The sequence below is a fragment of the Sinorhizobium saheli genome, assembly GCF_001651875.1.
Lineage (GTDB): Bacteria > Pseudomonadota > Alphaproteobacteria > Rhizobiales > Rhizobiaceae > Sinorhizobium > Sinorhizobium saheli.
The window spans coordinates 230,495-243,882 of sequence record NZ_LNQB01000072.1 but is presented as its reverse complement, the minus strand read 5'-3'; the positions used below and the strand labels follow the sequence as shown (position 1 = coordinate 243,882).

Annotated in this window: 12 protein-coding genes; 9 read left to right on the top strand and 3 right to left on the bottom strand. The window is 64.7% G+C overall.

The window, feature by feature from the left end; translation table 11 throughout:
- Positions 1–2: 2 nt before the first annotated feature.
- Positions 3–2,069 (bottom strand): DNA topoisomerase IV subunit B, encoded by a 2,067-nt coding sequence (gene parE / locus ATB98_RS13355; RefSeq protein WP_066874349.1) that lies wholly within the window; start codon positions 2,067–2,069, stop codon positions 3–5.
- A 211-nt stretch (positions 2,070–2,280) separates the two neighbouring features.
- On the opposite strand from parE, the gene ATB98_RS13350 reads away from it, so the two are divergent.
- Positions 2,281–3,201: an alpha/beta hydrolase gene (locus tag ATB98_RS13350; protein WP_066874347.1), complete on the top strand. Its 921-nt coding sequence runs from the start codon at positions 2,281–2,283 to the stop codon at positions 3,199–3,201.
- A 46-nt stretch (positions 3,202–3,247) separates the two neighbouring features.
- A complete protein-coding gene (locus tag ATB98_RS13345) occupies positions 3,248–4,549 on the top strand; it encodes an FAD-binding oxidoreductase (RefSeq protein WP_066874345.1) in 1,302 nt (433 codons plus the stop codon).
- Between the two features lie 64 nt (positions 4,550–4,613).
- On the opposite strand, the gene ATB98_RS13340 is transcribed toward ATB98_RS13345, so the two are convergent.
- On the bottom strand, positions 4,614–5,213 hold the full coding sequence (locus ATB98_RS13340; RefSeq protein ID WP_066874343.1) for a YceI family protein: 600 nt from the start codon (positions 5,211–5,213) through the stop codon (positions 4,614–4,616).
- A 3-nt stretch (positions 5,214–5,216) separates the two neighbouring features.
- The gene (locus ATB98_RS13335; protein ID WP_066874341.1) at positions 5,217–5,837 is read right to left on the bottom strand and encodes a cytochrome b; all 621 of its coding nucleotides are present in this window, start codon (positions 5,835–5,837) and stop codon (positions 5,217–5,219) included.
- Between the two features lie 221 nt (positions 5,838–6,058).
- Here ATB98_RS13335 and tpiA point away from each other — a divergent pair, with 221 nt between their 5' ends.
- From tpiA to ATB98_RS13300, 7 genes are all read left to right on the top strand, one after another.
- Positions 6,059–6,829 carry a triose-phosphate isomerase gene (tpiA, locus tag ATB98_RS13330; protein ID WP_066874339.1) on the top strand — a complete coding sequence of 257 codons (771 nt, stop codon included), beginning with the start codon at positions 6,059–6,061 and terminating at the stop codon, positions 6,827–6,829.
- 135 nt (positions 6,830–6,964) lie between these two features.
- Positions 6,965–7,453 (top strand): preprotein translocase subunit SecG, encoded by a 489-nt coding sequence (gene secG / locus ATB98_RS13325; RefSeq protein ID WP_066874337.1) that lies wholly within the window; start codon positions 6,965–6,967, stop codon positions 7,451–7,453.
- 138 nt (positions 7,454–7,591) lie between these two features.
- Positions 7,592–9,229, top strand: a complete 1,638-nt coding sequence (locus ATB98_RS13320; protein ID WP_084435464.1) for a CTP synthase — start codon at positions 7,592–7,594, stop codon at positions 9,227–9,229.
- Positions 9,230–9,463: 234 nt separating this feature from the next.
- The gene (locus ATB98_RS13315; RefSeq protein WP_066874333.1) at positions 9,464–10,354 is read left to right on the top strand and encodes a VOC family protein; all 891 of its coding nucleotides are present in this window, start codon (positions 9,464–9,466) and stop codon (positions 10,352–10,354) included.
- A 3-nt stretch (positions 10,355–10,357) separates the two neighbouring features.
- A complete protein-coding gene (kdsA, locus tag ATB98_RS13310; protein WP_066874331.1) occupies positions 10,358–11,197 on the top strand; it encodes a 3-deoxy-8-phosphooctulonate synthase in 840 nt (279 codons plus the stop codon).
- A gap of 138 nt (positions 11,198–11,335) precedes the next feature.
- Positions 11,336–12,610 carry a phosphopyruvate hydratase gene (eno, locus tag ATB98_RS13305; RefSeq protein ID WP_066874329.1) on the top strand — a complete coding sequence of 425 codons (1,275 nt, stop codon included), beginning with the start codon at positions 11,336–11,338 and terminating at the stop codon, positions 12,608–12,610.
- A 417-nt stretch (positions 12,611–13,027) separates the two neighbouring features.
- On the top strand, positions 13,028–13,348 hold the full coding sequence (locus ATB98_RS13300; protein ID WP_066874327.1) for an FtsB family cell division protein: 321 nt from the start codon (positions 13,028–13,030) through the stop codon (positions 13,346–13,348).
- Positions 13,349–13,388: the final 40 nt, after the last annotated feature.

Here is a 13,388-nt window from a genome sequence, read left to right as displayed (position 1 = left end):
CATCAAATATCCAGATTCTCCGCAAACACGGCGCGTTCCTGGATGAAGCGGAAGCGGGCTTCGGCCTTCGTTCCCATCAGGCTGTCGACCGCCTCGCGCGTACCCTCGAAATCGACATCGTCGATCTCGACCTTGAGCAGCGTCCGGTTTGCCGGATCCATCGTCGTTTCCTTGAGCTGCGCCGGCAGCATCTCGCCGAGGCCCTTGAAGCGGCCGATCTCCACCTTGCCGCGGCCGCTGAACTCGGTGCGCATCAGTTCCTCGCGATGTGCGTCGTCGCGGGCATAGAGCGTCTTCGCGCCCTGGCTCAGGCGGTAAAGCGGCGGCACGGCGAGATAGAGATGGCCGCCGCGGATGAGTTCCGGCATCTCCTGGTAGAAGAAGGTGATCAAGAGCGAGGCGATATGGGCGCCGTCGACGTCGGCGTCTGTCATGATGATCACGCGCTCGTAACGCAGGTCCTCTTCGCGGTATTTCGATCGCGTGCCGCAGCCGAGCGCCTGGACGAGGTCGGCGATCTGCTGGTTTGCGCCGAGCTTCTCTCGTCCGGCGCTGGCGACGTTCAGGATCTTGCCGCGCAAGGGCAGGATCGCCTGGTTGGCGCGGTTGCGCGCCTGCTTGGCCGAACCGCCGGCCGAATCGCCTTCGACGATGAAGAGTTCCGCGCCTTCCGCCGTATTCTGCGCGCAGTCGGCGAGCTTGCCCGGCAGGCGCAGCTTGCGCACCGCGGTCTTGCGGTTGACTTCCTTTTCCTTGCGCCGGCGGACGCGCTCCTCGGCGCGCTCGATCACCCAGTCGAGAAGCTTCGCCGCCTCGGCCGGGTTGTCGGCGAGATAGTGGTCGAAGGGATCGCGCAGCGCGTTCTCGACGATGCGCTGGGCCTCGACGGTCGCGAGCTTGTCCTTCGTCTGGCCGACGAATTCCGGTTCCCGGATGAAGACCGACAGCATGCCCGCCGCCGAGATCATCACGTCGTCCGTCGTAATGATCGCGGCCCGCTTGTTCTGCGTGAGCTCGGCGTAGTTCTTGAGTCCCTTGGTCAGGGCGATGCGGAAGCCCGCCTCGTGGGTTCCGCCCTCCGGCGTCGGGATGGTATTGCAGTAGGAATGGATCTGCTGGTCGCCGCCGTACCAGGTGACGGCCCATTCGAGCGACCCATGGCCGCCGGATTTTTCCGACTTGCCGGCAAAGATCTCGCGGGTGACCGTGAATTCCTTGCCGAGCGTGGCGGCGAGGTAGTCCTTGAGTCCACCCGGGAAATGGAAGACGGCCCTGTCGGGAATTTCCGAGCCTTCCGGCAGGAGCGACGGATCGCAGGACCAGCGGATTTCGACGCCGCCGAAGAGATAGGCCTTGGAGCGGGCCATGCGGAAGAGCCGCGCCGGCTCGAAATGCGCATGCGGGCCGAAGATCTGCGGGTCGGGATGGAAGCGGACCCTGGTACCGCGGCGATTGTGGACTTCGCCGAGTTCCTCGAGCCCGCCCTGAGGAATGCCGCGGGAGAAGCGCTGGCGATAAAGCTTGCGATTGCGCGCGACCTCGACCTCGAGCGCGTCGGACAGCGCATTGACCACGGAGACGCCGACGCCGTGCAGTCCGCCCGAGGTCTCATAGGCCTTGCCGTCGAACTTGCCGCCGGCATGCAGCACCGTCATCACCACTTCGAGGGTCGATTTGTTCGGGAATTTCGGATGGTTCTCGACCGGGATACCGCGGCCGTTGTCGGTCACCGTCAGAAAGCCGTCCGCGTCGAGGCTCACTTCGATGAAATTGGCGTGCCCGGCGACCGCCTCGTCCATCGAGTTGTCGATCACTTCCGCAAAGAGGTGATGCAGCGCCTTCTCGTCCGTTCCGCCGATATACATGCCCGGACGGCGGCGCACCGGCTCCAGCCCTTCGAGCACCTCGATCGCCGAGGCGTCGTAGTCGCTGCCGTCGCCGCCCCTCGGCGCAGGCCGCGGCGCTTCGCCAGCGGCAGGCGCGACCGGCGGCTTGCGCGGCGGCGCGCCGGCATCCGCCGGTTTCGGCTTGGGGGGCGTTGCGGAAAAGAGATCGCTGCTGTCGTCCATGAAGCGTTCAGATCGTTCCTGTCGTCTGTCGTCGGCAAGGCCATAGCAAGACAGCGGCGCCACCGCCATCTTTCGCCCGTGCGAATCACCGGAATTTTGCCAGAGTCTTGCCTAAAGCGCGAACAAAAGGCGAATCTCAGGCGTGGAAAGGAGGCGAAACGCCGCTAAAGCCGGCCGATATCGGCTTCACTGTTGCTTAGCGGACGCGTCGATGGCAAGGCATGGGCCGAACGAGAGAGCGGATCGGGTATCCATGTCCACAATTGTTTTCTCCGTCCGGCGCTTGATCGGCACGCTTCTTTTCGCCGGGCTCGCCGCCTCGGCGAGCGCCGAGCCCCTGCGGCCCTACAAGGAGACGCTCTTCGCCTACGGCCAGGTGCTTCAGGAGAGGGATGGCGGCGATTTCCGTGTCGTCGACTACCAGGAACTGCGCGACATTAATGCGCGCGACCAGATCCCCGAGCGGCGCGTCAAGCGCGCCTATGTATCGCTCGGGGTCAGGAGCGCCGAGGTCAAGGAGACGCTCGACCTCGGCGGGCGCCCGCTCGACGTCACGCGCGTCGGCGCCGATCGCGGGCAAGCCTTCACGGTGATCTTCATCCACGGACGCGGCGGCGACCGGCGCCTCGGCGCCAACGACTTCTCCTTCGGCGGCAATTTCAACCGCCTCAAGAATCTCGCCGTCGCCAATGGCGGCACCTATTATGCGCCGAGCATCAGCTCCTTCGATGCGGCGGGAGTGGCGGATGTTTCGGCGCTGATCCGCTTTGCTGCGGAGCGTTCCGGCGGCCGGCTGGTGGTGCTTTCCTGCGCCTCCATGGGGAGTTTCATCTGCTGGGGCATTTCGCGCGACGAGGCCACGGTGGCGGCGCTCGGCGGCATGATCGTCATGGGCGGCGTTGCCGACCCGGAATTTCAGGCGAGCGCCGCTTACAGGACACGGCTGCCCGTGTTCTTCAGCCACGGCAGCCGCGACAGCGTCTATCCGGCGGAGACCCAGGTCGCGCTCTATCGTGCGCTGAAATCAAAGGGATATCCCGCCCGCTTCGTCCTGTTCGAGACGGGTTCGCACGGCACGCCGGTGCGCATGACCGATTGGCGCGACGCGCTCAACTGGATTCTCGACCGTTGACGGCTGGCCGCTGCCGCGCCGGGTCTTATGGGAGCTGACGACGACAATGAGCATGGACGAGTTCGAGCGTCGGCCGGGGCGGGCCATCTCGCCGGATGACTACGAGGACCGAATCGGCTCGATCGAGCCGATGGCTTTTCTGCCCGTCGGCAGCGGCCTGAGCGGCGGCGACGCCTGCCGCAACGATCGGGGAACGCTCATCGAAGGCGGTAGGCACAACCGCATCCTCGCCTTCGATCCCGGAACCGGAGTGATGTCCTGCGAGGCAGGCGTCACGCTTCACGACATTCTCCTGCGCGCCATACCGCACCGTTTCTTTCTGCCGGTCACGGCGGCGTCGGGCTTCGCCACGGTCGGAGGCGCGGTCGCCAGCGATATCCATGGCGGCAATCAGCATGCGCGCGGCTCCTTCGGCAATCACGTCCGGCGCCTGACCCTGCTGCGTTCGACCGGGGAGCGCCTGGTCTGCTCGCCTGACGAGAATGCCGGGCTTTTTGCCGCCACGATCGGCGGCCTGGGCCTGACCGGCCTCATCCTCGACGCCGAGCTTCGGCTGATGAAGGTGCCGTCGCCGCACGTGCAGCGGCACGCGATCCGGTTCGACAGTCTCGACCGGTATTTCGCGCTCGCGGAGAGCGCCGGCGACGAGCACGAATATGCCTTCGCCTGGATCGACCAACTCGCGACCGGTCGGCGGGCGGGGAGGGGCGTGCTCTGGGCGGCCGACCATGCGGATGGCGCCTGCGAGTACCCGGACATTCCGAAGAGGCTGAAGCTTGCCTTGCCCTTCTCTCCCTCGGGCCTTTTCAACAGCGCGACCCTGAAGGCGCTGAACGAATACCGCTTTCGCACGCAGAGCCCGGGCGAAACCGTGTCGACCGAAAAATGGACGTCCTGGTTCCATCCGTTCGATGCGCTCAGCGGGTGGAACGGGCTCTATGGCCGGCGCGGCATCTGCCGGCACGGGAGCGTCTACCCCGCGGCCGATGCACCGGAGACCACCGCCCGCCTGCTGGAGGCCACCCGTCGCGCCGGGCATGCTTGCGTCCTGACGAGATTGCAGCGTTTCGGCGACGTCGCCTCCCGCGGCCTTCTTTCTTTTCCCCGGCCCGGCTTCAGCCTGACATTGGACCTTGCCGATCAGGGCGAACCGACCGTCAAGCTGCTGGACGCGCTCGACGGCATCGTCGTTGCGGCCGGCGGCGCGGTCAATTCATCCAGCGATCTTCGTATGAGCCCAAAGGTCTTCGAGGCGTCCTTCCCTGAATGGAGAAAACTCGAGGCCTTGCGCGATCCGGCGATTGTCTCGGACTTCTGGCGGCGCACGGCGCTGGCGCTCGGCGCGTGATCTTCCGCGCCGCTCGTAGCATTTTGCAGTTGGGTGGAATGGGAGCGCAGCCCGCTCTCACACCTCAGCGCCGCTGCCCTCTGATTTTCATGTCGAACTGGACCACGTTGGAGTAGATCGGCGTTCCGACATCCATGCCGTAGGGAGCGCGTCGGATGCTGCCGCGGATCGTGAAGGCGATCGAGCGCCGGTTCCAGTCGGTGAGCGTGACCTCGAACCGCTCCTTGCGGGATTTGCCACGCGCCGTCAGCGTGCCTTCCACCGTCGCCGTATCGGGCCCGGTCTGCCTGACAATGGTCGAGCGGAAAGTGATCGTCTTGAAATTTGCGGTGTCGAAGACGGCGCTGGAGCGCAGGAAGTTCTCGATCCGCCGTTCGCGCGATCTCACACTCTCAGGGTAGAGCGTGAACTCCACCGAGGACTGTTCGATGTTGTTGCCGTCGATCCGGAACCGGCCGGAAAACTTCCCGAAGTCGCCGGCAAGACCGCTGCCGCCGCCGGCCTGCGGGACAGTGAAATGGATGACGGAAGAACCGGCGACGCGATAGGTGCCGGCCGCCTCCGTGAGTGACGGCGGCCTTGCGCCTGCTGCCGGCGCTGCCGTCATGGCAAGAAGCGCCAGAGACGCGATCGCTTTCAAGGCCTGCCTGCGCGGGATCGTCATGGGTCATTTCCTTTCGACGATGGGGTCGTCGTTCTCTTCGGCATCGGGTGTCCTTAAGTGATGCGACCGGGTGCCGAAGCCAAGCATGCGCACGAGCACCGCGTCGCGCCGGATGAAATGATGGTAGAGCGCCGCCGCCGCGTGGATCGCGACCAGACCGAGCGTGACATAGCCGAGGAGCGCGTGGACGAAGGCCCAGAACGCTTCCGAGGCTTCCGATTTCGCAAGCGGCAGATGCGGGATGACGACGGCATTGAAATAGAAGCTCGGGATATCCAGCGTCGAGGCGGATGCGACCGCCCAGCCGGCGAGCGGCACGGCAAGGGCGAGAACGATGAGTGCCCCATGCGCCATACGGGCCGCGATGTGCTCGAGCGCACCAAGGCCCGGGGGCGGCGCCGGACTGCGTTCGACGAGCCACCAGGCGGTGCGCAGAGTGGCGAGCCCCAGCGCCGTGAAGCCGAAGGATTTGTGCCATTGGTAGAGGGAAAACTGCAGAGCCGGATCGATATCGGTCCGCCGCATGACGAAGCCGATGAGGGTCAGGCCCAGGATCAGCGCGGCGATCGTCCAGTGCAGAACGATCGTCGCCGATCCAAACTCGCTCCTGCTGTTGCGCAGCATGGCGTTCTCCGGTGCCGAAGAGGGCTCTCCCGGCAATGCGCGTCGCCGCTATGAGACGCCTGAAGCGCTGCTTTTATTCGCCGTCCTCGACCCCGGTCGGTTCCGGCAGCCGGGTCGGGGAGCCGCGTCGGGCGGAATAATCGGCTCGGGTGCTTTTTTTTGCGCGAGCGATTTGCTAGGCCGCTCTGGCGAAGAGGAAGACCTGATCTGGAGGAAGTTTCATGACGCCCGATATTCGACCGCTCGTTGCCGGCAACTGGAAGATGAATGGAACGCGTGCATCTCTGGACCAGATCAAGGCGATGGCCGAGGGCGTCAAGGGCGATCTCTCGAGCAAGGTGGAGACGCTGATCTGCCCGCCGGCGACCCTGCTTTATGTGGCCACTGCGCTCTGTGACGACAGCCCGCTGATGATCGGCGCACAGGATTGCCACCAGAAGCAATCGGGCGCCCATACCGGCGATGTCTCGGCCGAGATGATCGCCGATTGCTTCGGCACGCATGTGATCGTCGGCCATTCGGAACGCCGCACCGATCATGGCGAGAGCGACGCGCTGGTGCGGGCCAAGGCGGAGGCTGCACACGCCGCCGATCTCGTCGCGATCGTCTGCATCGGTGAGACCGAGGCCGAGCGGAAGGGCGGCAAGACCCTCGACGTCCTAAAGCGCCAGCTCGCCGAAAGCCTGCCGGACGGGGCGACGGCGGAAAACACCGTGATTGCCTACGAGCCGGTCTGGGCGATCGGCACGGGCCTCACGCCGACGGTCGCCGACGTCGAGGAGGCGCACGCCTTCATGCGCCGCGAACTCGTCGCCCGCGTCGGCGCCGAGGGCGGCAAGATGCGCATCCTCTATGGCGGCTCGGTCAAGCCCTCCAACGCCAGGGAACTGATGGGCGTCGCCAATGTGGACGGCGCGCTGATCGGCGGCGCGAGCTTGAAAGCCGACGATTTCCTCGCCATTTACAGGGCCTACGAGGAATTGACGGCCTGATCGTTTGGGCAGACCTGGCGGGGGCTTGGAATAGCCGGCAGCTTGGTATAAAGAGGCGCCAAATTTGCGCGCGGCCCCTTGCAGGGCCCGCGATCATTCGATTCGCATGCCCGAAGAGGGCAGGACTGGAAGCTGATGCAGACCGTACTACTCGTCATCTATCTCATGGTGGTCGTCGCCCTGATCGGCGTCGTTCTCATTCAGCGTTCCGAAGGCGGTGGTCTCGGCATCGGCGGCGGCTCGGGCTTCATGTCCGCGCGCGGCACGGCCAATGCGCTGACCCGCACGACCGCCGTCCTCGCCTTCCTCTTCTTTGCCCTGGCGCTGGCCATGGGCATCCTGTCGCGCTACGAGCCGCAGGCGACCGATATCCTCGAGCGCATTCCAGGCACGGGCTCGAGCGGCGGCGTGCTTGATTCGCTCGGCGGCGGCCAGACCGCGCCGGCCGGCGGCAACACCCAGCAGGCGCCCGCTCCGGGCAACGGCGCAAACAATGCCGCTCCGGCAGGTGGCGCGACCGCGCCGCAGGCGCCGGCAGGCGCTGCACCCGCCGCTCCGGCTCCCGCCGCTCCGGCGCCGGGCGCCAACGGCAATACGGGATCGCAAGTTCCGAGCGGCCAGTAAGGCCGCCATTCAGAAGAACCCGCCGGCGGATGGCTCCATCCGCCGGTTTTGTTTTGTGTGAAATCTGCCATTCCGAAAGACGGAAAATTCGGGAACACGAATTTTTCGGTGGCGGAATCGTTTGTGAAAAGGTATCCGGTGACTCCCATGGCGCGATATGTATTCATCACTGGCGGCGTGGTTTCCTCCCTCGGAAAAGGCATCGCTGCAGCCGCTCTCGGAGCGCTGCTGCAGGCGCGTGGCTATCGGGTGAGGCTGCGCAAGCTCGATCCCTACCTCAACGTCGATCCGGGCACGATGAGCCCGACCCAGCACGGCGAAGTCTTCGTCACCGACGACGGCGCCGAGACCGACCTCGATCTCGGCCATTACGAGCGCTTCACCGGACGCTCGGCGTCGAAGACCGACAACATCACCACCGGCCGGATCTACAAGAATATCATCGACAAGGAACGGCGCGGCGACTATCTCGGCGCGACGGTGCAGGTGATCCCGCACGTCACCAATGAGATCAAGAACTTCGTCACCGAGGGCAATGACGACTACGACTTCGTCATCTGCGAGATCGGCGGCACCGTCGGCGACATCGAGGCGATGCCCTTCATGGAGGCGATCCGCCAGCTCGGCAACGACCTGCCCCGCGGCACCGCCGTCTATGTCCACCTGACGCTGATGCCGTATATTCCGGCGGCGGGCGAACTGAAGACCAAGCCGACCCAGCATTCGGTCAAGGAACTGCAGGCGCTCGGCATCCATCCCGACATCCTGCTCGTCCGCGCCGACCGCGAAATCCCGGAGGCCGAGCGCCGCAAGCTGTCGCTCTTCTGCAACGTTCGCCAGTCCGCGGTCATCCAGGCGCTCGACGTGGCGTCGATCTACGATGTGCCGATCGCCTACCACAAGGAAGGCCTCGACAACGAAGTGCTCGCCGCCTTCGGCATCGAGCCGGCGCCGAAGCCACGCATGGAGGCCTGGGAAGATGTGGCCCATCGCATCCGCACGCCCGAGGGCGAAGTCACGATCGCCATCGTCGGCAAATATACCGGTCTCAAGGACGCCTATAAGTCGCTGATCGAGGCGCTCTATCACGGCGGCATCGCCAACCGCGTCAAAGTCAAGCTCGAATGGATCGAGTCGGAGGTTTTCGAGAAGGAGGACCCGGCGCCCTATCTGGAAAAGGTCCACGGCATCCTCGTTCCCGGCGGCTTCGGCGAACGCGGCTCGCAAGGCAAGATCAATGCGGCGCGCTTTGCCCGCGAGCGCAAGGTGCCCTATTTCGGCATCTGCTTCGGCATGCAGATGGCGGTCGTCGAGGCGGCGCGCAACCTCGCCGGCATCGAGAAGGCGTCCTCGACGGAATTCGGCCCGACCAAGGAGCCGGTCGTCGGCCTGATGACCGAGTGGGTCAAGGGCAACGAGCTCGAAAAGCGCTCGGCCGCGGGCGATCTCGGCGGCACCATGCGCCTCGGCGCCTACCGCGCCGCCCTCAAGCCGGACACCAAGATCGCCGAAATTTACGGTTCGACCGATATTTCGGAGCGTCATCGCCATCGCTATGAGGTCAATGTCGACTACAAGGGCCGGCTGGAATCCTGCGGTCTCGTCTTCTCCGGCATGTCGCCGGACGGCCTGTTGCCGGAGACGGTCGAATATCCGGATCACCCCTGGTTCATTGGCGTCCAGTACCATCCGGAGCTGAAATCGCGTCCCCTCGATCCGCACCCGCTCTTCGCGAGCTTCATCGAAGCGGCGCTGGTGCAGTCGCGGCTCGTCTAAGGCGTTCGGACGGGAAGACTCCGATACTGCTTCAGCTTCGGCGAAGATCTTGACCGATGCCGCGGTGAGCTAGCCGGGAGCATGAGCCTTGCCGATCTCCCTCCCTGTGGGCCCACAAGGGGGAGATTGGCAAGACGCACGCTCCCCATCTTGATCGTCCCTGCGGACCGCCGCGCTTGCAATCGGCGGTCAAAAGTTGCAAACAGCGGCAAATCGGTCATCAGGGAAACCGCCATGAGTTCATCCACGCGAACCGCCCGCCCGCTCGATCATCTCGTGCTGCCGGTGGCCGATCTCGCGCGGGCGAGGCGGCGTCTCGCGGACCTCGGTTTCACGGTTGCGGACGACGCGCGCCACCCCTTCGGCACCGAGAACGCCTGCGTCTTCTTCTCGGACAACACCTATCTGGAACCGCTCGCCGTCGCCTCGCGCGAGGAGTGCGAGGCCGCGGCCCTTGACGGCAACGTCTTCGTCGCGCGCGATCAGGCGTTTCGTTTCCGCCAGGGGCCGGAAGGCCTGTCGGCGGTCGTGCTCGGGACGCCGGATGCTGCCGAGGATCATATTCGCTTCCGGTCGCGCGGCATCTCCGGTGGCGAGATGCTGGAGTTCTCCCGGCCGATGCGCCTGCCCGACGGGCGCGAGGGCCTCGGTTCCTTCAGGCTCGCTTTCGCCGCCGACCTGCGCTCGCCGGACTTCTTTCTCTTCAGCTGCCAGCGCCTGCGCGCGCTGCCGGTCGAAAGCACGGCGCTGCGTCGCCATGAAAACGGCGTGCTCGGCATTTCCGAGGTCGTGCTTTCGGAACAGAACCCGACGGATTTCCAGTATCTGCTGCAGGAGAGCGTCGACGAGCGCCAGGTCTCGGCCCATTCCTTCGGCATGGACATCCGGGCCGGCAGCGCCAAGGTCTCCGTCCTGAACCCCGCCGGCATGGAGGCCTTTTTCGGCCGCCCGGTCGGCGGCGCCGAACGAGGATTGCGCGGCCGCGCGGTGGTGTTCCGCGTCGCGGACCTCGAAGCGACACGCGCGCTGTTTGCGCAGAACGACATTGAATTTGCAGAAATGGGCGGACGCCTCATTGTCCCGGAAGCGCCGGGTCAAGGGGTGATTTTCGCGTTTGGAGTGTGATTTATGGAAGCCAATGCCAGGGTCGTCGTCGGCGAGGGTGCCGGCCGGGTCGTCTTTTCGCAGAAGGAGCGGCTGACGCTGATCGCCGGCCCCTGCCAGATGGAAAGCCGCGAGCACGCCTTCATGATGGCGGGAAAGCTCGTCGAGCTCTGCAGGTCGCTCGGTCTCGGCCTCGTCTACAAGTCCTCCTTCGACAAGGCGAACCGCACCTCGCTGTCCGGCAAGCGCGGCATCGGCCTTGAGAAGGCGATGGAGATCTTCGCCGATCTCAAGAAGGAATTCGGCTTTCCGGTGCTGACCGACATCCATACGGAAGAACAGTGCTCGCAGGTCGCCGGGACCGTCGACATCCTGCAGATCCCGGCCTTTCTGTCGCGCCAGACGGACCTGCTCGTCGCTGCAGCGAAGACGGGACGCGCGATCAACGTCAAGAAGGGCCAGTTTCTTGCCCCCTGGGACATGAAGAACGTGCTCGCCAAGTTCACGATGAGCGGCAACCCGAACGTGCTGCTGTGCGAGCGCGGCGCCTCCTTCGGCTACAACACGCTGGTGTCGGACATGCGCTCGCTGCCGATCATGGCGGCGCTCGGGGCACCGGTCGTCTTCGACGCGACCCATTCGGTGCAGCAGCCGGGCGGGCAGGGCGGCTCTTCGGGCGGCCAGCGCGAATTCGTCGAAACGCTTGCGCGCGCAGCGGTTGCCGTCGGCGTTGCCGGCGTCTTCATCGAGACGCATGAGGATCCGGACAACGCTCCCTCCGACGGACCGAACATGGTGCCGATCGGCGACATGCCGCGGCTCCTCGAGAAGCTGCTCGCCTTCGATGCGATTGCCAAGGCCTGATGCAGGCGAAGTCATTCGCGTGAAGTGTTCCATGAAGCGCGACGGTGCGCGGGACTTTGCCACCGCAGCGCCATTGTAATTTCGAGGCCTTGGATTAAGACAGGCCGACCATCATCGTCCACAAGCAGGGAAGAGATCATGACCGCTATCATCGACATCATCGGCCGAGAAATTCTCGACAGCCGCGGCAACCCGACCGTCGAGGTCGATGTCCATCTCGAAGACGGCAGCTTCGGCCGCGCCGCCGTTCCCTCCGGTGCATCAACCGGCGCGCATGAGGCGGTCGAACTGCGCGACGGCGGCACACGCTATCTCGGCAAGGGCGTCGAGCGTGCGGTCGACGCCGTCAACGGCGAGATCTTCGAAGCAATCGGCGGTCTTGACGCCGAGAACCAGATCCAGATCGACAGGACGATGATCGAGCTCGACGGCACGCCGAACAAGTCGCGCCTCGGCGCCAACGCCATTCTCGGCGTGTCGCTCGCCGTCGCCAAGGCTGCGGCGGAAGCCGCCGGCCTGCCGCTCTACCGCTATGTCGGCGGTCCGAACGCACATCTCCTGCCGGTGCCGATGATGAACATCATCAATGGCGGTGCGCATGCCGACAATCCGATCGACTTCCAGGAATTCATGATCATGCCCGTCGGCGCCGAGACGCTGAAGGATGCCGTCCGCATGGGCTCGGAAGTCTTCCACACGCTGAAGAAGCAGCTCGCCGCCGAAGGCCACAACACCAATGTCGGCGACGAGGGCGGCTTTGCGCCCGGTCTCGCATCCGCCCCGGCGGCGCTCGACTTCATCATGAAGTCGATCGAGAAGGCTGGCTACAAGCCGGGCGAGGACATGTATGTCGCGCTCGACTGCGCCTCGACGGAGTTCTTCAAGGACGGCAAATACGTGCTCGAAGGCGAGGGTCGCACGCTGGAATCGGCTGCGATGGCCGAATATCTCGCGGAACTCGTCGGCAAGTACCCGATCATCTCCATCGAGGACGGCATGGCCGAGGACGACTGGGACGGCTGGAAGACGCTGACCGACAAGATCGGCAACAAGTGCCAGCTCGTCGGCGACGACCTGTTCGTCACCAATTCGGCGCGGCTGCGCGACGGTATCAAGATGGGCGTTGCCAACTCGATCCTCGTCAAGGTCAACCAGATCGGCTCGCTCTCCGAAACGCTCGACGCGGTCGAGACGGCGCACAAGGCGCGCTACACCGCGGTGATGTCGCACCGCTCCGGCGAGACCGAGGATTCGACGATCGCCGATCTCGCGGTTGCCACCAACTGCGGCCAGATCAAGACCGGCTCGCTCGCGCGCTCCGACCGGCTCGCCAAGTACAACCAGCTGATCCGCATCGAGGAGCAGCTCGGCCTGCAGGCGGCATACGCCGGCCGCTCGATCCTGCGGGGGTGATTGGTGGCAGGGTGAGTTTTCGCCCCTCATCCGCCTGCCGGCACCTTCCCCCATCGTGATGGGGAGAAGGGACTCGCGGCGCGCCTCGCCACCAGAATCCCTCTCGTGTGTGGGAGGGGAGTAGTCCTCGGGTAAAGCCGAGGAGAGGGGCAATTGTCCCCACCGACGCTCGCGACGTCGGACCGACGATCCTAAACCCGTCTGCCCTCGGCAGGCGGGTTTCGCTTTTTCCGGCTATTCATGGTCAACGGTCGGTTAATCAATCGGCGCTAGTCTCGGTCCTCGTACTGCGTATGGAGCGGGGCTCGGGAAATGCGTGCGGTTTATTCCCGCATCCCGCTCCAACTTCTTGGAATCGATCGCGTCCATGATCTCCCGGCGGCTTACCGGTGATCGGCGTGATCCAGGGCATGAGCGATGTGGACACGGCATCACAAGAAGCGGAGACTGGGGCGATTGGTGGTGCCGCTGCTGGCGGTCGCCTTCCTGTTCTATTTCGGCTATCATTCCATTCACGGCGGCTACGGCCTGAAGGCGACCGAGGAATTCGATCGCCAGATCGCCGAGCGGCAGGCTAGACTGGACGAGCTCACTCAGCGGCGAAAAGTCCTGGAAAAGGAAGTGGAGCTGATGAGCGACGGCTCGCTGGAACGCGACATGCTGGATGAAAAGGCTCGCCTCGCGCTCAACATGTCGCGCAGCGATGAGATCGTTATTTTTCATCCTGTCGAGAATTAACCTAAATTCGGTTAATCGTAGAAATCTCAACAAAATCAAA